This window comes from Verrucomicrobiota bacterium, from assembly GCA_027622555.1.
GTDB lineage: Bacteria > Verrucomicrobiota > Verrucomicrobiia > Opitutales > UBA2995 > UBA2995.
Map to the genome: position 1 here is coordinate 76,626 of JAQBYJ010000002.1, position 22,500 is coordinate 99,125.

Annotated in this window: 17 protein-coding genes; 11 read left to right on the top strand and 6 right to left on the bottom strand. The window is 48.3% G+C overall.

Going from position 1 to position 22,500, the window contains the following annotated elements; translation table 11 throughout:
* Positions 1 to 100 precede the first annotated feature (100 nt).
* A complete protein-coding gene (locus O3C43_01060) occupies positions 101 to 1,375 on the top strand; it encodes a mandelate racemase/muconate lactonizing enzyme family protein (protein MDA1065068.1) in 1,275 nt (424 codons plus the stop codon).
* Positions 1,376 to 1,428: 53 nt separating this feature from the next.
* Here the strand turns inward: O3C43_01060 and O3C43_01065 are convergent, their stop codons facing one another.
* Both O3C43_01065 and O3C43_01070 read right to left on the bottom strand, forming a co-directional pair.
* Complete coding sequence (locus O3C43_01065; GenBank protein ID MDA1065069.1) at positions 1,429 to 1,800, bottom strand: cupin domain-containing protein; 372 nt, start codon at positions 1,798 to 1,800, stop codon at positions 1,429 to 1,431.
* Positions 1,801 to 1,961: 161 nt separating this feature from the next.
* Complete coding sequence (locus O3C43_01070; GenBank protein MDA1065070.1) at positions 1,962 to 2,312, bottom strand: DMT family protein; 351 nt, start codon at positions 2,310 to 2,312, stop codon at positions 1,962 to 1,964.
* Between the two features lie 655 nt (positions 2,313 to 2,967).
* Between O3C43_01070 and O3C43_01075 the strand changes: the two genes are divergently transcribed.
* From O3C43_01075 to O3C43_01115, 9 genes are all read left to right on the top strand, one after another.
* A complete protein-coding gene (locus tag O3C43_01075) occupies positions 2,968 to 4,089 on the top strand; it encodes a PepSY-associated TM helix domain-containing protein (protein ID MDA1065071.1) in 1,122 nt (373 codons plus the stop codon).
* Positions 4,090 to 4,428: 339 nt separating this feature from the next.
* Positions 4,429 to 5,367, top strand: coding sequence for a sugar phosphate isomerase/epimerase (locus tag O3C43_01080; protein MDA1065072.1), 939 nt, complete (start codon positions 4,429 to 4,431; stop codon positions 5,365 to 5,367).
* A gap of 77 nt (positions 5,368 to 5,444) precedes the next feature.
* Positions 5,445 to 6,800, top strand: coding sequence for a Gfo/Idh/MocA family oxidoreductase (locus O3C43_01085; protein MDA1065073.1), 1,356 nt, complete (start codon positions 5,445 to 5,447; stop codon positions 6,798 to 6,800).
* A 201-nt stretch (positions 6,801 to 7,001) separates the two neighbouring features.
* The gene (locus tag O3C43_01090; GenBank protein ID MDA1065074.1) at positions 7,002 to 10,253 is read left to right on the top strand and encodes a c-type cytochrome; all 3,252 of its coding nucleotides are present in this window, start codon (positions 7,002 to 7,004) and stop codon (positions 10,251 to 10,253) included.
* A gap of 84 nt (positions 10,254 to 10,337) precedes the next feature.
* The gene (locus tag O3C43_01095) at positions 10,338 to 11,264 is read left to right on the top strand and encodes a N(4)-(beta-N-acetylglucosaminyl)-L-asparaginase (GenBank protein ID MDA1065075.1); all 927 of its coding nucleotides are present in this window, start codon (positions 10,338 to 10,340) and stop codon (positions 11,262 to 11,264) included.
* A gap of 162 nt (positions 11,265 to 11,426) precedes the next feature.
* Positions 11,427 to 12,242, top strand: a complete 816-nt coding sequence (locus tag O3C43_01100) for a ThuA domain-containing protein (GenBank protein ID MDA1065076.1) — start codon at positions 11,427 to 11,429, stop codon at positions 12,240 to 12,242.
* A complete protein-coding gene (locus tag O3C43_01105) occupies positions 12,239 to 12,979 on the top strand; it encodes a copper homeostasis protein CutC (protein MDA1065077.1) in 741 nt (246 codons plus the stop codon). The genes O3C43_01100 and O3C43_01105 overlap by 4 nt, the downstream gene beginning before the upstream one ends.
* A 142-nt stretch (positions 12,980 to 13,121) precedes the next feature.
* A complete protein-coding gene (locus tag O3C43_01110; protein ID MDA1065078.1) occupies positions 13,122 to 13,820 on the top strand; it encodes a DUF1080 domain-containing protein in 699 nt (232 codons plus the stop codon).
* Positions 13,821 to 13,938: 118 nt separating this feature from the next.
* Complete coding sequence (locus tag O3C43_01115) at positions 13,939 to 14,196, top strand: hypothetical protein (GenBank protein MDA1065079.1); 258 nt, start codon at positions 13,939 to 13,941, stop codon at positions 14,194 to 14,196.
* Here O3C43_01115 and O3C43_01120 read toward each other — a convergent pair.
* The 4 genes from O3C43_01120 to rapA all read right to left on the bottom strand — a co-directional run bounded on the left by O3C43_01120 (position 14,193) and on the right by rapA (position 21,161).
* Positions 14,193 to 15,803, bottom strand: a complete 1,611-nt coding sequence (locus tag O3C43_01120) for a sulfatase (GenBank protein ID MDA1065080.1) — start codon at positions 15,801 to 15,803, stop codon at positions 14,193 to 14,195. The two genes, O3C43_01115 and O3C43_01120, sit on opposite strands and share 4 nt — an antisense overlap.
* 25 nt (positions 15,804 to 15,828) lie before the next feature.
* Positions 15,829 to 16,701: an MYG1 family protein gene (locus tag O3C43_01125; GenBank protein MDA1065081.1), complete on the bottom strand. Its 873-nt coding sequence runs from the start codon at positions 16,699 to 16,701 to the stop codon at positions 15,829 to 15,831.
* 95 nt (positions 16,702 to 16,796) lie between these two features.
* Positions 16,797 to 18,266, bottom strand: a complete 1,470-nt coding sequence (locus O3C43_01130; GenBank protein MDA1065082.1) for a sulfatase-like hydrolase/transferase — start codon at positions 18,264 to 18,266, stop codon at positions 16,797 to 16,799.
* A 39-nt stretch (positions 18,267 to 18,305) separates the two neighbouring features.
* On the bottom strand, positions 18,306 to 21,161 hold the full coding sequence (gene rapA, locus O3C43_01135) for an RNA polymerase-associated protein RapA (GenBank protein MDA1065083.1): 2,856 nt from the start codon (positions 21,159 to 21,161) through the stop codon (positions 18,306 to 18,308).
* A gap of 192 nt (positions 21,162 to 21,353) precedes the next feature.
* Here rapA and O3C43_01140 point away from each other — a divergent pair, with 192 nt between their 5' ends.
* Positions 21,354 to 22,496: an amidohydrolase family protein gene (locus O3C43_01140; GenBank protein MDA1065084.1), complete on the top strand. Its 1,143-nt coding sequence runs from the start codon at positions 21,354 to 21,356 to the stop codon at positions 22,494 to 22,496.
* Positions 22,497 to 22,500 lie beyond the last annotated feature (4 nt).

Below are 22,500 nucleotides of genomic sequence, written 5' to 3' on the forward strand. Positions count from 1 at the left end.
TTTTGACACGGCCTCTTTTGGGCGACCTTTCCCACTAGTTTTTTTTCTAAACGAATAAGTCTGCTCGACCCCATCAGATTTCTTTTCTAATTTTTTAGGAATGAATCGCAGACACTTTATAAAGACCGCCGGAATGGGAACCGGCGCCCTACTCTACCATCCAACGACTTCACTTCTGGCTCAATTGAATTTATCGAATTCGGCGCTTTCAGATTTAAAAATCACTGGGATAAAAATTCATAGAATCAGCCAAAAGCTTGCGGAGCCTCTCGGATACGGAGCAGCGCCCGATCCTTTCAGAATTTCTCATATGGGTGCCGGAATCGTGGAGGTTTCGACAAACGCCGGCTTGACCGGTTGGGGAGAAGGCGGATGGGCAGGTGATATTCTTTCAAAAAAACCGGAGCTGGTCATTGGTCGCTCACCCTTTGAAGTAGAAGCTATCTTCGACGAACTCACGGAGCTCAACGAAATTCAATACCACAAGATGCCACGCAACGCAGGTTCGCCAGGAGGACTTGATACAGCTCTCTGGGATCTGGTTGGCAAGGCAGTTGGTAAACCAATCAGTCAGCTTCTCGGCAAACAGTATCGCGATCGAGTCATGCCCTATGCATCGGCGGGATATCAAAAGCCTTCCTGGGAAGGCGAAGTAAAGCGTTGGGCAGATGAGATAAGTCACTGCACGAAAGAGCTTGGCTATAAAGCCGCCAAGATAAAAACCGGTTATGGACCTGCTCGAGATGTGGAAATTGTCGCCGCCGTCAGAGAGGCGATCGGAGAACAGATTCACCTTGGCATTGATTCGGGAACACCGGGAGCCTACGACGATGGAACGGCCGTTATGTTAGGTCGCCAACTGGAAGCATTTAATTTGGAGTATTGGGAAGAGCCGATCAACAAGTGGGACATCGAAGGCTACAAACGGCTCAAGGATACGCTTCGCATTCCTCTCGCCAGCGGAGAGTTTCTTCCGGTCGACTGGACTATAGAAAATTACGTCAACAAGAAGATCGTAGATATCGTACAACCGGATATTGTGGATTGCGGACTGACTGGTGGGAAACGAATCACTCACGCCTGTACCATCAACCGTGTACGGCTGATTCCACACAGCTGGGGATGCCCCATACGCATCGTTGCAGAAATGCATTGGGCAGCTACCATTCCACAACTTTCGATTTCTGAGTTCGCTCCACCGATATTATTTGAGCTTCACCTTCCTGAAGAAAGTGCGATTTGGAGCCTCACCACAGAACCGATTCTGGTGGATAAAAAGGACGGACAAATAGCCGTTCCTACCGGACCCGGCCTGGGCATTGAAATTGATCGGGACGAGCTCGCTCGCTACCGCACAGAAATAGTGACCATTTAAAACTTTTTTTTCAAAACTGTAGAAAGACTGAAGCCCAGATGGCCTGCTATCTCCTACTCTAACTCGTGGACATCATCCAGGACTCCCCGAGGAATACAGATAGTTAATACCTTAAGATTTCCGATGGCCTTGTGTTTGACTCCCCGTGGGACATAAACAACCACCCCCTGGTGAACTTCGATCACCTCGTCATCCAGAACCATGGTTCCTTCTCCCTCGATGATATAGTAAAATTCATCGGTTTTCTTGTGAAGGTGCAATTTCGCGTCCTGGATTTCCACATGATGGATTTCACCTGCCGCGCCATCCGCCTCCTCGATCACACAACGAATGGCCCCACAAGTTTCCGCCCAAGGTTCGATTTCAGCAGGATCGCGACGGATAAATTTCACAGGATTCATATCAACCTTTTTCAGAGTGTTCATTCTGGGAGTATGCTAATTTGAAATGAAAGGTCAATCTCGGTAAAACCAGGACCGGGTCGCGATCAAATAATGGTTACAAAGGAAACCCTGCGGCAGAAACCGCAGACAATGTGTGTGGATTCAAGAGTCAAGCAACGGTCCTGTTTGGGTTCCCTGTATGTTTATGCAAATTTACTGCGAAACATAAAAAATACGGCACCCATAAGACAAATCCCTGCCCATAAATAATCTAACTTTAAAGGCTCTTTGAGATACATAACCGAAAATGGCACAAAAACAGAAAGCGTTATTACCTCCTGCAAGATTTTCAACTGACCAACACTTAAAACAGTAAAACCAATTCTATTGGCCGGCACTTGAAATAAATATTCAACCAGTGCAATACCCCAACTTATCAGTGCCGCAATTATCCATGGCTTATCGTTCAACTCTTTGAGGTGCGCATACCATGCAAATGTCATAAATACATTGCTACATAGTAATAATAATATGGAAAATAATACGGTATTCATTCTTAAATTTTTTGCACAATGGAGATACAAGTAGGCCTCACAACCCCGCCCTTCTCAAACCACCCGGCATACGGATTAGGTACCAAGGCGGTTCGGTTAAGGGTAGATTCATGGCATCATTCAAGTCTGGGGGTTGAAGTTTAACAATCTCATTTTACGCTAGAAAATGTTGTTCAGAACCTGGTTCACACCGTGCGTCCGACTCAAGCTCCACGGGCCATGAGGGGCCTTACTGGTTACCCAGGTGATCTTGCGATCCTTAACCCGACTTTCGCCAGGATTTCGGACTGACCCGAATTCGAATGTATCAATTATTGGTTACTCCAAGGAACGGACAGTTTCAGGGACGATCCACCCTACTCTTGCTATGGTTTAACTTCAGCTTGAGATCAAAGGGCTAAGGATATTTCTCAAGGTTGCCAGAAATCCAAAAACCGGCAATCATAGGGTGGTCCAATTCTGTAAGTGTTTTGGCGTTTTTGGGAAACACGAATTGGATGGTTGTTGCACATCCAAGGACGGATCTGGACATCGAAAGCATATCCTTCAATCCTCTTGATCTATTCCCCAATCTCATCAGAAATCAATGAATGAGACTCCATGATTGTTTCCATCATGTAGAAACGCATCGTTCCTTACTCCAACTAAAAGCCCCATGAATAATCCGTCAGGAAATTCCCCTACAGCAGGATCTGAAGCGACAAAACGCACGATCTGGTTTCACCTTCATTTCTGGATCGGCTGGATAGCGGGAGTGCCGATTGCGTTGGTCTGCCTGACCGGTGGCATTCTGATTTTTGAAGGAGGCATTTTCCAGTGGGAACACCAGGACCTGTATCAACTTGAAGTGACCGAGAATCCGCTGACCGTCGCAGAAGTTCTTGAAGCCTATCAAACCGCAAACCCACCCCTGCGAGTCAATCACTTGGGCATTCCCAAATCGCCAGAACATGCCTACAGTGCCTACACAACCAACATTAGCCCGGAAGGCGGCCAAGGGGGACGAGTATTTCTCAATCCTTACACAGGAGAACTTTCCAGACTGTCTGGCGGGTTTTCCATCAGCCATATTCTCATAGATATTCACCGCCACATGGCCGCTGGCCGAATTGGTCAGCAAATAGCGGCTATCAGCTCCCTCGTGCTGGCCATAACCTGTATCATTGGTCTGGTCCTCTGGTGGCCCTTGCGTGAACGGACTTTCGTGCGCGCCTGGAAACGCGGCCAAGCCCTCGATTGGCACAACGCGTTGGGGTTGGTGGCGATGATCCCGCTCATCATCATGGCCATCACCGGTTTCACCTATACTTGGGGTCGGCACATCTGGCCGCTTCTTGATAACATCCAGGATACTCCATCCGAAATACCCCGACCTACTGTGAGCGCTCCGGCTGGAGCTGAGAAGCTGCCCATCGATGCTATGGTTGAAACAGCCCTTTCACTCATGGCAGACGTCCGTTGGACAGGCCTGCAACCTTCCAATCATACCACGAGTGCCCATGCGTTTTTCTTCAGCGACGGAAAAAACAACAACATTCAGCTCTATATTAATCCCTATACAGGAGAAGAACTGGCGCGAAATGATGGTTCTGTGAAATCCAAAGGACTTGTGGCTTTATATCGCAGAAATTTCGGTCGGCTGCATACGTTCGGGGCCTATGGAAATGTTGCTCAATTCCTCTGGGGGTTATTGTCCCTGGGCGGCACGGTGCTCGTTGTGACAGGACTGTGGGTTTCTGTGAAGCGCTGGCAGCGACAGAGGCGTAGAGTGGTTTAGAGATTGGGAACCGTAATGACATTAAGTGCGCGAAGCGTTTAGCAATAATAGAAATGGTCCATGGTGTCACCATCACGGCTACTGTTTTCAAATCTAAATAATTGTAGGAGAGGAGCTTGCTCCCGATTCGTAAATCAAAGGAGGTTCGTTATCGGGAGCAAGCTCCCCTCCTACAGTCAACTTATGTGCCCGTTGAAAATTCGAAAGTTTTGTATAAAGCTCGGGGCATAAAGCCCTTCCTACAAATTAAATTGGCGGAACAAGAGGTTAATTCGGAAATACAACTTCATGGATTAAGTTCTCTGGACGAACCGTCTTTATGAATCTACTACTAACTGCATGAACCGCCGAAAATTTCTTCAAGCGTCAATTGCCTCTTTACCATTTGCCGGGGCCGCTTCGCTGGGTCAGGCAGCTTCACATAGATCCGCCCATCGCTCCAACCCCATCGCACTTTCCACCTATTCACTGTGGCGGTTTCGCAATGACGAGCTACGCGACCTGCATAAGTGTATCGATCTAGCAGCCGAATATGGATTCGATGGCGTTGAGGTATTGCTTTATCAATTTGAACAAAACGATCTGCTTTCGAACAGCTATATGCAATCGCTCAAGCGGCATGCATTTCGCCAAGGACTTCCGCTTTGTGCCATGTCTACTCACCAGGGCTTCGTCACACCTGATCGAGAAAAACGGCAGCGCAATATCGACCTTACTATTGGCCAAATTGAAATCTGCTCTCAGCTCGGCATCCCGGCCATGCGCGTGAACACCGGTCGCTGGGGCACGTCGGGAAGTTTTGATGAACTGATGGCCAACAAGGGCATAGAGCCACCCCTACCCGGTTATACTGAAGAGGACGCATTTCCCTGGGTCATTGATGCTTTTGAAAAGTGCCTTCCTGCGGCGGCCAGGCACGGCGTCGTCATGGGATTGGAAAACCACTGGGGGCTGGGCCTTACCGCAAAAGGCGTGTTACGAATCGTAGACGCCATCGATTCGCCCTGGCTGCAGGTGGTTCTGGACACCGGAAACTTTTTGGAACGGCGGTACGAGCAACTGGAAGAAATGGCTGCACGCGCTTTTTTCGTCCAGGCCAAAACCTACTACGGAGGTGGGCAATGGTATGAGCTCGATATTGACTATCCACGGATTGCGAAAATGCTTCACTCACATAATTACCACGGCTGGATCTCGCTCGAGTTTGAAGGCATGGAAGATTATAGAACTGCCATTCCAAAAAGCCTGAAACTACTACGAGATGCATTCACCTACTAGTTCGAATCCTCAACCGTTTAGAATCCGACCTAGCCCCCAATCCAATTAACACCAATTACCTTAGAACACCCAAACATATGAATCCACTCAATCGAAGACACTTCCTAAAAGGCATTGCTGCTGTAGCCGCTTCAACAACGCTTCCCCTGTTCGCTATTGGACAATCCGGACCTTCAGCCAATAGCAAACTCAATGTCGCCGTAATAGGTGCCGGTGGACGCGGACGGGCCTCCATCAATGCCTTGGTCGATGAAAATATTGTCGCCTTCTGTGATGTGGACGAGGTGACCGCTACCAGCACGTATAAAGATTTTCCGGACGTGCCTCGATTCCAGGATTTCCGCGAGATGTTGGACAAAATGGATAAGGAGATTGATGCGGTTGTCATCGCGACTCCTGATCACACGCACTTTGTTGCAAGCTACTATGCCATGGCAAAAGGTAAGCACGTGCTGACGGAAAAGCCTCTTGTCCACAACGTCTGGCAAGCACGCACGTTAAGGAAAGCGGCCAGACACTTCAACGTCATCACTCAAATGGGTAACCAGGGACATGCCACTGAAGGTATTCGCTATGTAAAGGAATGGTATCAAGCCGGTGCCATAGGCGAAGTAGACGAAGTGATTGCCTATAATCCAGGTCCAAGATTCGGCCCTGATAGAGCCTTCCAACGCCCTTCAACTTTACCGGCTACCTCTCAACCCGTTCCAAGCCATTTAAACTGGGACCTTTGGAAGGGACCCACAGCACCCGACATTAAATACAATGAAGTTTATTTACCCAAATCATGGCGTGGATTCTTCCAATTCGGCAATGGGCAGTTGGGTGATTGGGCCTGCCATACATTGGACGCTCCTTTCTGGGCTCTGGAACTGGGAATGCCAAGTTCGGTCAGCGTGAGAGACATTACCGAGCCTTGGCCTGGAATCGTGCCACAAACGTCGGTTGTAGAATGGGAATTTCCAAGAGAAGGTAAGAATCCACTAAAACTGAGCTGGCATGAAGGTAGAAAACCTGAGGTAAACCCAAGCAATGGTGAAGTTGAATGGGGAGATGACTTCAACATGGCCATGATCGGCAGCAAAGGAATTATCACTCACAATGCTCGTCCGAACAGTCCTCGACTATATCCGGATAATTACTGGCAAGATTTCCGCAAAAACCTGCCCGAAAAGAAATTCGCACGCATAAAAGGCAACCTAGTGGATGAGTGGGTTAGAGCGATCAAAGGAGAAGCGCCCACGCCTGGTTCCAATTTTGAATATGCAACTCGCCTGACTGAAATGGCTTTGCTTGGCGTGCTTACTCAAAAAACCGGTAAAGGGTTCAAGTGGGATACAAAAAACATGAAAACCGACGATGCTGAGCTAAACACCTACATCAAGGAACCCGTTCGCCGGGGTTGGGAAATGGGAGACGAGCTCTGGAGTTAAACTTCTTTCGAAGAAATGTAGGAGCCAGCTTGCTGGCGAAGCAGAAATTCTTTATATTTTATATCGCCAGCAAGCTGGCTCCTACAAAACTAATATCGAAAGTCACCTTATATTTTACACAAACAGTTAAGTAGCTGCAATTTGCATATCCGTTAAAAATCCTCTTCCCCTGAACGAACTCTTTAAATACATCTGACACCTATGAAGCTTAAAAGTCTTTTACTCATTCCCCTAATTGCGCTGACATGCCTTGCGACTTATGCAGACACGCTCCCCGTTTCTTTTAAGAAAGGTGAACATATTGCCCTGATAGGCAACGGCATGGGGGAACGTATCATTCATTACCCTTACTTTGAAACTGATTTGCAGCGGCGTTTCCCCAAGGAAAACCTGATCGTTCGCAATCTTTGCTTTCCAGGTGACACTCCTGGATTCCGTGCCCACTCGTCCCGCAAGTCACAATGGGCATTTCCTGGCGCTGAACAATTCCACCCGGACAAACTATTTCATGACGGTGTTGGCTTCTACCCTACGCCCGATGAATGGCTGACCACCGTTCAGGCGGACACGATTCTGGCGTTCTTTGGTTATAATGAATCCTTCGACGGGTTCGAAGGCCTGAATAATTTCTACGCCGAACTGGATGCGTTTATTAGCTATACCGCTTCACAACAGTATAATGGCAAATCGGCGCCACGCCTGATCCTCGTATCGCCCATCGCTTTCGAAAATCGCTCTGCTGACTACGATCTTCCCGACGGCAAGGCGGAAAACCGCAGACTCGCCGCTTATGCAGAAACCATGCGTCAAGTGGCGTTGGATCGCGGGATTGGTTTTATCGATGTGTTCAGTCCCTCACAGGAGTGGTATCGTTATTCGAAAGAACCTCTCACTATCAATGGCTTTTTATTAAACGACCGCGGAAACCAACTCCTGGCCGAAGAATTGATCGCCGCACTGCTTGGCGAACGCGATTCCAAGACTCTCAGTAAAACATCCCGCGAAAAAGTGTATGAATCGGTTGTGGCCAAAAACTGGTACTGGTACAATGACTACAGAATGCTGAATGACGTGCACGTGCATGGCCGTCGTCACAAGCCTTACGGCAATGTCAATTATCCGGAAGAAATAAAAAAACTTCGCGAGATGACCGCGCTGCGGGATACACGCATCCACGCTCTTGTTCAAGGTAGAGAAAGCGACCTGATCATAGACGATCGAAAAACACGCGATCTGGTCGAAGTTGAAACCAACTACACCTTGCCGATTGAATTCCTCGACGATGTCGCGGTTATGGATCAGTTCACCATAGCCGAAGGTTATCAGATATCCCAATTCGCCTCCGAGTCCAGTTTCCCGGATCTCAAGAATCCTGTTCAGATGGCCTTTGATAATAAGGGCCGCCTATGGGTATCCGTCATGCCATCCTACCCTCACTGGAAGCCAGGGGATCCACTGCCGAATGATAAGATTCTCATCTTTGAAGATACGAACAAGGATGGCGTGGCTGACAAGCAAACCATCTTTGCCGATGGACTGCATCTACCCATGGGTTTTGAAATCGCGGCTGAAGGTGTTTATGTAACTCAAGAACCGAATCTTGTGCTTTTGGTAGATGATGATGGCGATGATCGCGCAGACCGAACAGAAATCCTGGTTGCCGGGTTCGATTCCGCCGATACTCACCACGCCATTTCCGCCTACACAGCTGACCCATCCGGGGCCATTTACATGTGCGAAGGCCGCTTTCTCCACTCACAGGTTGAAACCCCGTATGGCCCGGAACGCATGACTGACGGTGGTGCCTGGCGTTTTCACCCACACTCATGGAAATTGGAGCGCTTCATGCAAACCGACGTAAACAATCCTTGGGGAATCGCTTACGATGAATGGGGACAGAACTTCCTCGCAGATGCTTCTGGTGGTCAAAACTGGTGGTCTCTCCCTTTGTCAGCCAAAGTCCCACACGGTTACGAAATCGATAAAGTGGATGAGTTTACGACTCACCGGGTTCGTCCCACTTCCGGAGCAGAATTCATTTACTCACGTCACTTTCCTGAAGAACACCAGGGAGACTTTCTCATCAACAACACTATTGGCTTTTTAGGAACCAAACAGCACAAGATTTGGGAAGACGAGGAGGGAGGATTTACGGGAGAAATCAGACACGACCTGGCTTACTCCAAAGATCCGAACTTCCGTCCCGTCGATCTGGAATTTGCTCCGGATGGTTCTCTCTACATGGTGGACTGGCACAATCCATTGATTGGTCATATGCAGCATTCAGCTCGCGACCCCAACCGCGACCATGATCACGGCCGGATTTATCGGATCACCTACCCATCTCGTCCATTAGTTACACCCGTTCCAGTAACAGGTGCAAAAATTACAAGACTCCTGGAAAACTTGAAGGAGCACGAATACCGGACCCGTTACCGGACACAACGCGAACTTCAGGGCAGGCCTTCAGAGGATGTAATACCGGCCGTTCGAGAATGGGCCGCTTCGTTGGATCGCAATGACCCCAACTACGAGCGTAATTTACTGGAAGCCCTGTGGGTAACCTGGGGACATCACCAAGCAGATGAAGCCCTGCTTCGCCAGTGTTTGAATGAAAGGAAACATCAAACCAGGGCGGCCGCTGTTCGCGTGCTACGTTATGTTTACCCCAAGATCGAGGGCTTTCAGGAATTGTTTCTTAAGGCGGTCAACGACTCCCACCCGCGGGTTCGCCTGGAAGCCGTTGTGGCTGCATCCTGGATGAATAATAACGATGGCGCACGCATCGTCCTGGAAGGTATGAAAAATCCCATCACGAAATGGATGGGCCATGCCATGGAAGCCATCCTCGTAACCTTGGGCGACGAAATAACCACGCTCTACCAAACCAAAAAAGTCGATTTGTCGGATAACCCAGCCGGACTGGCTTTTGTGGATGGCACCTACGTTCCATACGTATACAAGGAAAAATATGAGCGCCCACCCCAATTAAATATGCCGGCAGCCGCTCTCAAGGTTTTCGAAGTTGGACGAGAAGTATATTCACGGGATGCTCATTGTACCACCTGTCACGGTGAAGACGGTAAGGGCGCTATCGCCGGCATCTATCCTCCACTCAACAATAATGCATGGGTGAACGGAGATGATGAACGGCTGATAAAAATTATTCTCAAAGGAATCTGGGGACCGATTGAGGTGGGCAATAAAACCTACGATCCGTCGACCGGTGTGCCGCCCATGACCGGTTTTGAACACATGCTGACCGACGCGGAGATAGCTGCCGTCATTTTTTACGTGAAGCAGAATTTCGCAGCCATAAAAGGCCGTCCTGCAACGCTCATCGATCAGGATTTGGTGACCAAAATTCGTCGTGATGTGAAAGACCGCGAAGGTTTCTACATGGTGGAAGAACTTCTGAAGATGCACCCCATGGGTGAATGGAAAGTAGAATAGATTCGGTTGACGTACCTGAAGGCGAACCAGACTGCTATGATCATCAAACAAACCATCTACGCAATTGGCACTGTTCTGATTCTCATGCAAACCGGATGCTCTAAAGTTCAACCATCCAATACCACCAAGCCAGTGGTTGTTTCCACTTGGAAATTCGGTATCGAAGCCAACGCCGAAGCCTGGAAAGTCCTGGACTCCGGTGGCAGGGCCCTGGACGCTGTTGAAAACGGTGTCCGCGTTACCGAGGCAGACGAAAACAACGGGTCCGTTGGCATTGGCGGAACTCCCGACGTGGATGGAAACGTTACGCTCGATGCCTGCATCATGGATGAAAACGGAGACTGTGGATCGGTAGCATTTCTGCAAAACATCCTCCACCCTATTTCGGTTGCCCGCAAGGTCATGGAGGAAACCCGCCACGTGATGCTGGTTGGAAAAGGAGCCGAGGAATTCGCCTACAAACATGGATTTGAAAAAATCAATCTACTGACACCTAAAGCAGAAGCACGTTGGAAAGAATGGTTGGCAAAAAACGAAGAGGCTGCAAAACAGGAAATCAACGCCGAGAATCACGATACGATCGGCATGATTGCATTGGATAAAGATGGAAACCTTTCAGGTGCCTGCACAACCAGTGGAGCGGGTTTTAAATTGCACGGACGCGTAGGTGACTCACCCATCATTGGAGCAGGCATGTTTGTGGACAACGAGGTGGGAGGAGCCGTCGCAACCGGTTGGGGAGAAGCGGTCATTCGGATCAGTGGAAGCCACCTGGTTGTGGAACTGATGCGGCAAGGTCACTCACCCGAAGAAGCCTGCCGACTCGCAGTCGAAAGGCTCATCTCAAAGAACCCCGATTGGAAAGATATCCAGGTTGGGTTTCTGGCCTTGAACAAGAAGGGCGAATACGGTGCCTATTGCATTCAGCCGGGGTTTCAATATGCCGCTTATGATCCGGAGAACGGGAATCAACTAATTGACGGTAAAAGCAAGCTACCCAAGCAGAACTAACATTGAAACTCACCGACGCAAGCATCGGGAGATAACAAGTTTAAATATTTAAGTAGAAGCTGTTGTAGCTGTGATAATGAACTTAAGATGCCAAGCTGAGGCTTGGCGTTCCCAGGGAAATCGCAGCTAAAGCAGCTCCAACACTTGCCAAGTAAAATTGCAATGAACACTTCCATAAAAAGTACCATCCTGGCTTTTTCTTTGATCCTGATTCAGGGATCCCTGCTTTCCGCATCCATTCGGATCCATCGTACCGACAAGCTGGGAGAGAATTCAACCACCTCACCCATATTCGATCATACCGAAGCGAGAGCGGAGGCAAAGATTGTATTTGCCGAATTAGCCGAAAAACATGGTTGGGAATTCACCCAATCCAGCGATAGCGAGATTTTCACTGATGAGGGTCTAAAAGAAATTGATGTCATCATCCTGGATAACAACACCGGTATTCTCTTTAACGAATCTGAACGAAGGGCCTTCGAGAATTGGGTGAAAAACGGCGGTGGCGTTGTCGGCATCCATGGTGCGACGCATGCCCATAAAGGCGTCAATGAAAACAACGAGGCCGAATGGCCCTTTTGGTATGGTCTCTGGGGCGTGCTACACAAAACCGGTCCCAAAGAAGGTCCACAAGGCCGACGAGGCTATCCCGATCAAATCTACCTAATCAATGCCTCAGAGCCGTGGTGCAAAAACCTCCCCAAGCAATGGGTGTTCGAAAAGGTGGAATGGTATTTCTGGAACTACCACAAAAACTTCAGTGACAAAGAAATCATTGCCATCGCCACGGTGAAGGCAAACCAGCCCGATCTACCTGAATACTACCCCGTTACCTGGTGCCAACGGTATGAAGGCGGGAAAGTTTGGTACACGAACATGGGACACTACGCGGAGAATTTCCGCCAGGAGGCATTTATTCAACACTTGCTCGACGGCATCAATTGGGCAGCCAATAAAAATAACAAAGAACAACCATGATTCTAGAAGTTTGTATCGAATCGGCCGAGTCAGCCATTGCCTCCGAAGAAGGAGGAGCCAATCGCGTTGAGCTCTGCGACAATTTAATGGAAGGAGGTACCACGCCCAGTTCGGGCATGGTGACCCTTACGCTGGAACGCGTGTCCATTCCAGTCATGATGATGATTCGTCCTCGTGGAGGCGATTTCTTGTACACGGACCTTGAATACGAAATCATGCTGCGCGACATCGAGGAGGCAAAGCGACTAGGAGTTCACGGCGTGGTATTCGGATTACTCACTCCGAATGGGCGGATTGACAAAGCACGTACCGCGACACTCATCGAGGCCTCTCGTCCCCTAAGCGTCACCGTTCACAGAGCCTTCGACATGACCGTGGATCCCTTTGAAGCTTTAGAGGATCTCATCGACCTCGGCGTCGACCGTATCCTTACCTCCGGTCAGGAACCCTCCACAGATAAAGGAATCGACCTGATAACCGAGATGGTCAAACGCGCAGACGACCGGATCATTATTCTGCCAGGCTGCGGCATAAATGAGGACAACATTGCCGAGCTGGTTTCCAAAACCGGAGTCAAAGAATGTCACGTCACGGGTAAATACCAAATTCCCAGCAAGATGACTTATACAAATCCCCGGGTCTTCATGGGAGTCCCTGGAGCACCGGAATATGAGAAGACGGTGGTCGATCCTCAAAGAATTCGAGCCCTTCGCTCAGCGGTGGAAGGAACTAGTTGAAGCCTTGGCAGGAATTGGAAAGCTTCAGGAATCACTGGTAAGGAGGACCAAGTAGATTTTCTTTGGCATAACTGTCAAAACAGGCGAGTTTGATTAATAGAAATAGATCTCTATCATGTTTTGCATTTCAATGAACAAGTTTATGAAAAGTAACTTATATCTCAGTATTCTGGCTTATATCTCAATTCAATCCTGGCTTACGGCGGAGGAACTGGTCTGGAAAGATCTACTCAACGGCAGAGACCTAACCGGATGGCTGGACGTTAATACCAGCCCGGAGACCTGGTATTTTGAAGATGGATTACTAAAATGCAAAGGTATGCCCATTGGTGTCATGCGATCCGAGAAGCAGTATGAAAACTTCATTCTGGAAATTGAGTGGCGTCATATGGAGGACGGAGGAAACTCCGGGATTTTCTTATGGAGCGAAGGAACACCTGCTCCAGGTAAAGATCTACCGAAGGGCATGGAAACCCAAATGCTGGAACTTTCCTATTCGAAAATGCATGACAGGCATCCGGGCTATGTAAGTGGAGAATTGTTCGGCGCAAATGGCCTGACCGTCATTCCAGATAATCCGCGCGGGCCACGCAGTATGTCTGTTGAATACCGATGCAAACCTAAGGGTGAGTGGAATAGCTATGTGGTCGTAGCCGTGGACGGTGTGGTCAAACTCTCAATCAATGGAAAGTTTGTGAACGGTATTCGAGAGGCTTCCGTTAAAAAGGGCTATTTGTGTCTTGAATCCGAAGGCGCAGAAATTCATTTCCGCAACATGAGAATCATGGAGCTTCCAGCCGGAATGACGACGCCTGAGCAGACGGCGCCTTTGGTGGAATAAGGGAGTTGGTTTAGACAAATAAAGAAGCCGCATTGCGAGGACGCAATGGCTCTACCTTTTTAACTTGAATCGGACGGCTCGGCGATCCGTCCCTACCCTATAATAGTTCCGGAAGAAAATGAAACTCCCCGACGCAAGCATCTGGGTATCTGAAATAGAAGAACAAGCTCTTTTCACTTTTGCTCGCAAGAATCCAGCAGACATGTTTGGTATTCGATTGGCGACCAAGGTCACTCCTACAGATACTTTCGCGTGTCAAAATGTAGGAGCCAGCTTGCTGGCGATCTCCGCGATTTCAAACTTTCCCATCAGTCACCGACCCCGCGGCAAGACCACGGGGGATAACAAGTTAAAACAGTTTGGAAATGCTCTTTAACTTGGGGGTGGTTGCCAGTTATGAGAATCCGTAAAAGGTGGATGTTCAAACCGAACCGGATCTTCGATGACTCGAGGATCCTTCTCAGAAATCAAGGTGTTCATGAGTTCCCTACTTAGCTTAAGCTTGATAGCCTGGTAATTCGCTTCTTCGGCAACATTGTTCATGTAGTCCGGATCTGTTCGAAGATCGAACAGCTCCTCCGCGGGACGTTTGGCAAAAGCATAGTCGTAATAGATTCGATTTTCAGGTTCGTTTCGATGCTCGATCACCCAAGCTTTTGTCGGACTGGCATCCAGGTCACCGAAAGTGATAAAAGTATTACCTGCCAATGCATCCCATTCCGGGGTACTTGTATCAGTCACTTCACCGGGCGAACCCATGGGCCAGCGGTCCGGTTCAAAATTACGAATGTAGAGAAAATCTTTGGTGCGAATGGCCCGCTGCGGATAAGGCAAAAGCCCTTCGCGCGCAGCAGCGACATGACGTTCCCGTCCCACCACGACTGAATCGCGTTGGTCGTCAATCTGCCCTGATTCCTTCGAAAGAAATAAGGGCATAAGATCGCGTTCAGACATTCCTTCAGGAACGGCCGTTTGTCCGGCCTTCAAGAATGTCGGAGCCAGCTCTAACAAGTTTACGAAGTCGTCAATAATTCGCCCTGCTTTTATCTTAGCTGGCCAACGAGCAGCCAAAGTAACTTCAGTTCCCAAGTCGTAGAGATTACATTTCCCTCGAGGGATTCCGGGAATGCCGTGATCGCCGCTTATGACAACCAGCGTATTGTCCAATTCACCCATATCCTCCAGTTTCTTTAATAGGATCCCGATTCCCGCATCCACCGCCAGACACTCACCCAGGTAATCATTTACATCTTCACGAACTTCATGGGTATCGGGTAAAAACGGCGGCAAGCGGCCTTTCAATTTGTCGGGATCCAAGCCCCAAATGTCTTTGCCTGAACCCTTGATCCATTTGCGGTGAGTATTGGTCGGACCCCACCAATAACAAAAGGGCTGGCCTTCCTCACGGTCTCCAATGAATGCGTCGAAATTCTTCCGGACTTCCTCGTAAAGTTCTTCTTTGGCCTTCTCAACACCGACCTGAGGTGCCTTGGCCGAAGTATATTGGGAAAAGCGGTTAAAATTCGTACCACCTTGATGGTAAGCCGTTCGCCCGGCTCCATAAGGGGCGTTTGTCGGCGTACCGGGTGTCCATACCTTATAAGCATAGCCGATATGATATCCGGTTTTTTCCAGCTCTAAAGGATAAGACGGAATCTCAGGATCCCATACAGCTCCCTGAAGAATGGCTGCTCGCCCAGTATTCCAAAAATAACGGCCCGATAGGAGTGAACTTCGACAGGGAGTACAACTTGGAGCAGGAACAAAGGCATTACTAAATAAGGCCCCTTCATTGGCCACTCGGTCAAAGTTCGGTGTATTGATCAAGGCATTGATCGATTGAGGACCTTCGACCTTCTCATAAGCACTTGCATAACGACCCCAATCATCGGCAAACAAAAATACTATATTGGGACGATCATCCCCAGAAAGAAAACCGGATGCAGTGACCATAAATAAAAAAAGAATACGGGGTATTTTCATTGGTATGGGCACTAACTTACAACAATCACTCTTCGTGCCAAGCCATTTGAAGCAGCTCCTTCAATCGATCAATTTCGGTAGCTGAAGATTTTGCAACGAATCCTTTTTTATGAGCGAAATGCACATCGGCTTCGGCTTCTATTTTAGTAAATTCGAGACTGGGATGATCCTTGTACCGAGATAACCCATACCCCTGCCCCCGACGGTCGGGATATACCAAGCCAACAACTTCTTTATCAAGACCCTGCTCTTCGGTATATCGAATGATACCCATGGATGGTTCCTCCGGCAAGGGTTCTGTCCGCGGCAGGAATACCACTTTGAAGTTTCCGTTCGCATGATCGATCTCCCACAACTCCGCATGCTCTCCGACAAATTCGATTCTCGAGCGAAGTGTTTTGAGAAAGTCGACCATATCACTTCCGACCAGTTTCATCATTTCCCAAAGTGGCTGGCCAGGCTCAATGCGTTGATTGAGTGCAAATCGACGAATGAGTGTGCCGTCGATTGGCGAATTCAATTTGTTGATGATATCCCTTTCAACGCCGAGAAATTTCGCTGTGTCATTAGCTCCTCTGCAATCAAACCATTCAGCTGGCTCTAACCAATCGTAGAATTCTTGAGCATCTTCATAGAGTTCCAGGTATTGAAAGACAAGTGACAGCGCGCACGTGGGTACATGATCTCTGGGAAACTGATGATGATCAAAATTCCGCTTTTCGGGATCGTGCTCGTGACCTACATCTACGACACAAACAGCTGGATCTGCCAATTCAGCTTCAGTGGGATCGCGCCGCTCAATCGGCACACCGTAGGTGGCCGCCAGAACACTGCATGCAAGAAAATCATCTTTGTGAGCACCACCAGGGTGAGTAACAATAAGCTTAACGGAATTCATAAAATCCGAGGACGTTAGGCCCACCTTACCAAAGGGCAAGCGGGATCATTAGAAAGCTAACATTACTGGAAACCAATGACAGAGAAACCAAGTTCCTAGCGGTGTTCCGCCCAGAGATTTTGCGTTTCAACACCACTGCGGATCCGCCAATTGAGTAACTTCATCAGGAGTTCATTTTTAACCGAAGCATGCTCCGGCTCGTCCCAAAGGTTATTAAATTCGTTGGGATCGTTTTCAAGATCGATAAGCATACCGTAGGTTTCATCGACAAAGTGAACAAGTTTCCAACGGTCATTACGTATCATAGTCTGAAACAAATTCCCGGTAAAGATTCCGTCTTTCACTTGTTCACAAAAAACGTATTCGCGCGGTTCCCAATCTTTATTCTGTACTGCGGGCAATAAACTTTTCGCCTCCATGTCGGCGGGTTTTTCAACCCCTGCAAGATCCAGAATCAAGGGACCCAAATCCATCAGTTGGCAAAGCCCATCGACCTTCCGGCCATTTCCTTCAATTAGCCTGGCAGCAGAAGAACCGGGTTTCGCCCATACGATAGTTGGCACTTTTGTTATTTGCTCATACATGGTCCATTTCTGGATATGCCCATGATCGGACATACAATCTCCATGGTCGGATGTAAAAATAACGATGGTATTATCGAGATACCCTTCAACCTCAAGTGAGTTGAGAATTTCTCCCACCTTTTCATCGATCATGGTCACGTTACCGTGATAATAGGCGCGCTGCCTATGACGTTGCTCCTCGCTCGGATTCAAATCCCATTTCACCGAGTCGTGGTCCACATCGACATTGTGCTGACGCAACTCTTTGTAAGCCTCAGGCTGACCTTCCAAATCGCTGTCTTTCAGTTCCTGAATCTGAAGGTCTTTTTCCAAATATTTATCCGCATAACCAGGGACTGGATCGTAGGGCGGGTGTGGTCCCGGAAAACCAATTTGCAGGAATAGTGGTTCGCGGGTAGGATAAGCGTTTAGCCACCAGGTTGCCGTATCACCGACAAAATTATCGGAATGCGTATCCTCAGGAAGTTCCCATTCAAAGGCACCCAGGCGTTCACCGTAATCTGCTCGTTTGCGGTATTGTTCACGCTGCTGCTTGACCAATCCACGGAAGCGCAACGCCTTATCCCATTCATCGAAATAGTAACGCTCCTCCAGGAAACGATCCTTGTTTTCTACCACGTAACGCTCGTGAAATCCGTTAGACGTATGGTACGGATAAGTGTGCATTTTACCAATATTCACACAACGGTAACCCGACTCGGCCAAATCCTCGATCCAGCTATGGCGCCATAAATCCGCATTTTTTAAGACGCCGTAGGTGTGAGGATAATAACCGGTAAAAAGGCTCGCACGTGACGGCGCACAACTGGCCGCAGTAATATGGCAATTTGTAAAAGTGACCCCTTCATTAACCAAACGGTCAAGATTTGGCGTCTCCATGTAATCATACCCTAGCGCTTTGATGGTATCCATCCGCTGTTGGTCAGTGATAATGAAAACGATATTCGGGCGTTTGGTTTCGGCGTCTGTAGAATTGGGCATTATTTGTAAGGTAAGTCTTTTGTCTTTAGAAATTCAACGTTAGAGTAAGCTCTCGGTTGCGCCTTCAACAATCAGGCGAATCGAATCAAGCCTCAGGCGTGCATGAGCTATGGCATTCAAGGTTTTTTTCAATTGTTTCCTTGCATGGTCGATCTCGTCCAAACGGACGTGATCGTTGATCTTTCGTAAATCAACCAGACGTCTATAGGCAGCGCTGAGCATGGCGTGGGCTGTTGTTCCCGCTTTTGCTTTGAGTGCTTCGGCTTCTGCTTCCGCCAATTCGGTTGCACCCTCAATCATGGCCTTGAGTAAACCTTCGTTGAAACCCGGCATCTCCAGAAAACGATAAATATTTCCATCTTCCGCTTCAGCCGTAATAGCTTCATGCGTACGATCATCACTTAGATCATTACCCCGAATATCCACCAGCATGCGGATGGGAGTCGGGGCAAGGTATTGCTCCACGTGCCACTTCGAATCAGCCACCGCTTCACATACAAAAATTGCCTCCAATAAAATATTGGAAGTATTGGCTTCAATCAGACCTAGCGCGGTAGTACCTGCCTTGGAATTCACGAGAAGATCCATAGAGTCCCAATAAATGGGGTGGTCTGGTGAGATAAAGGCCATGTCTTCCCGGGTTATCGCTCTCGCCCGATCAAAAGTCGCCATCATACCTTCCTGGGGAATAGAGGGATAAGCTTCGATATAGGCGTGAGAAGGATCTAAAAAGATATCGCCCTCATCGTGCTCATGCAACCGCACTCCGTAGTGATCAAAAATATCACACAATCCTTCTCTAAAACTGGAATCCGAGTCCACTTCCCGGATACGCTCTATAATCTTACCAGCAACATTCTTATCGAAGGAGTTCAATTCCAACAACCGGTCCCTGCCTTTGCGTAGTTTTTCCTGAAGTTGTTCACGAAAAACAATCGTTTCCTCAACGAGTTTATCCCATGGATTTCCAGGGACAACCATACTGGCTGCATCATATTCCAGAGCCATCTCCAAAACCCTCTTCCTGAAGCGATCCTGAAACTCGGTTCCACCATGCAAAGAGGTTTCGATTGAGTTGAGGCCACGGTGATACCAGTCAGCGAGGAACTCCTGACAGCTACCTTTCACAAATGGCACATGAACCTGAATCGTCTCGGTTTGTCCTATTCGGTCCAGTCGACCAATTCGTTGTTCAAGCAATCCCGGATTGAGCGGCAGATCAAACAAGACGAGATGGTGGGCAAACTGAAAATTTCTACCCTCACTCCCAATTTCCGAACAAATGAGCAATTGGGCACCATCTTCTTCCGCGAACCAGGCAGCATTCCTATCTCGTTTAACCAGGGCAAGGCCTTCATGAAACAGTCCCACTTTCGCGCTGATCTTTTCCTGAAGGGCAGCTTCCAATGCCAAGACCTTTCGCTGCGACTTACAGATGAGAAGCAGTTTCTGGTCCCGGTTTGATTTCAAAAAATCTGCCAACCAATCGATACGTGGATCTTCTTTAAACGAATAACGAATATCATCCTCGTGATCATTTTCCTCGGCTTCGAGCTCACGACGAATCCGATTCAGCAAGGTCTTGTTATCCTCATCGATCAATTCCGGAATGAATTTTCTCTTAGGGAAGCCAGTCATATTGGAACGAGTATTGCGAAACATTACCCGGCCAGTGCCGTGTTGATCGAGCAAGGCGGTTAATAATTCATCCTTTGCGCCTGCATCCTTCGAAGCCAAAGCAAGTAAATGGCCTTCCAATCCCTCAGTATCCTTATCGAAAATTCGCTTCAGGTGTTTCTGATCCGTTTTATTCAGGACTTTGTCATCAATGATTTTTCCAGCGATTTCGGCAATCACACCAAAATCTTCAGCTTCCTTGAGAAAACTGTCGAAATCGTCATAACGAGCGGGGTCAAGCAGACGCAATCGGGCAAAGTGCCCCGGCAAACCTAGTTGAGTTGGTGTTGCGGTAAGGAGCAAAAGTCCCGGTGAACGAAGGGCCAGTTCATCAACCAAAACGTAGTCATCGCTCACCTTATCGGGTGCCCATTCAAGGTGATGCGCTTCATCGACGACCACCATGTCCCATTCGCCCTCAATAGCTTGCTTCTGACGGATTTCACTTCCGGTTAAAAAGGAAACACTGCAAAGCACCAACTGTTCATCGAGAAATGGATTTGCACCGGGATCCCCGTGCTCCACTGACTGGCAGCGTTCCTCATCGAAGATACTGAACCACAAATTAAATCGACGTAAGAGTTCTACAAACCACTGGTGGACCAAGGATTCCGGCACTAAAATAATGGCGCGGCTCACTTTTCCTACGGCAAGAAGGCGCTGAAGTATAAGACATGCTTCGATTGTCTTCCCAAGTCCTACTTCGTCAGCGAGTAGTACACGGGGGATTTGGCGAGTGGCCACTTCGTTTAAAATATAAATCTGATGAGGAATAAGGTCTACACGACCTCCAAGGTAGCCCCGGACGGATGATTGCCTGGAATTTACCTGAGCCTGGAGCGTTTTGAAGCGTAGCTCGAATACTTCACCAGAATCCACCTTACCCTTCATCAGGCGCTCATGAGGCAAGCTAAAGTTCGTGATGTCTGAAATCTCGTCTTCACTCACTCGAAATCCACCACCCACATAGATAAGCAAGCCATCCGCTTCAACTACTTCTTCGATAGTCAACTTCTCCTCGTCTTTCGTAAGCACAGTCTCGCCAACGCGAAACTTGACGCGTTTCAAAACAGACGCGCCGGTAGCATAAATACGTTTTTCACCACTGGTTGGGAAATCCACCCCCACCTGATAGCGATCAACACTCGTAATAATCCCCAAACCCAGTTCGGGTTCCGGCTCACTCAAGCATCTCTGACCAACTACAAATAAATCCATCTCGGATGGTGTGACACTTTTCTAGCTCAGCTCAAAACAAAATTCGGATTTTTAGTATTCCATTTAGAACGGCTCAATAATGGGACCTTTTCACCGGGTGAAAAACAGGGGCCTGCATATTCTGTGTCCCACCTTCTGTGGAATTGAAAATGTTTGGTTGGCAAAATGAAGATTTTTAAGGACATTTCCTTTATGTCCAATTTACCCCATCTGCCTCTGATTTCGTGGATTTTCCTTCTGTTGACCACCCTTGGATTCACTCCCAGCTCATCCATCATGGCCGCATCCAATCTCGATTACCTATCTTCGATCAAGAAATTTGATGTGCACACACACGAGCGCGTCGATGAGCTTTTTATCCGGGAGATACTGGATGAAGACAATTGGAAGTACATTAACGTCTGTGTTGCCAGTCGAGGTTCGGAAAGCACCAAAAGCCAACGTGAAAATGCACGAGTGCTGCTGGAAAAGTATCCGAGGTATTTTGCCTGGACTACAACCTTCGACGTGGAAGGCATGTTCGAGCCGAGTTGGGTGGATTCCGTTTTGAAAGGCTTAAAAGAAGATTTTGATCACGGCGCAATCGGTGTTAAAGTATGGAAGAATATCGGCATGGAAATCAGAAAGCCGAATGGAGATTATATTCAACTGGATGATCCCCTGTTTAAACCGATCTGGGAACTGATTGCCAGAGAAGGTAAAACCCTGATGGCTCATATGGGTGAACCGCTTCACGCCTGGATGCCCACCTTTACTACAGAAGATGGATTCACCAGAAATTATTGGGCGACGCACCCCGAATACAGTTTTTATGACAAACCCGAAAAACCATCCTACAGCGACATCATCTCGGCAGCGGATACTGTAATCCGTGAAAATCCGGATATGCGCTATGTCGGCGCACACTTGGCCAGCCTGGAGTTTGATGTGGCCGAGCTCGCAATGCGCATGGATATGTACCCCAACTTTGCAGTAGAGATTGGAGGCCGCACCCGTTATCTTATGTGGCAGGCGCACGGGAAAGTGAGGGCTTTCTTTATTAAATACCAGGACCGGATCATGTACGGAACCGATATGGGAGCGTCGGCAGGTTTAAGCGATCGGCAACGCAGAGAAAGGAAAGCACAGATCAAGGAACGCAACCGTCAGTTTGCTCGTTACTATGCTACCGACGATGAGATTCCCTTTGGAGATTTACTTTCCTCAGATAAGCCAGTTCGAGAACCAGAGTATTACGTGACAGGATTGGCATTGCCCCAAAAGGTCCTGAAAAAAGTATACTATGATAACGTATTGAAGTGGTTTCCTGGCGTTGAACAAGAATACCGTGATTGAGGCA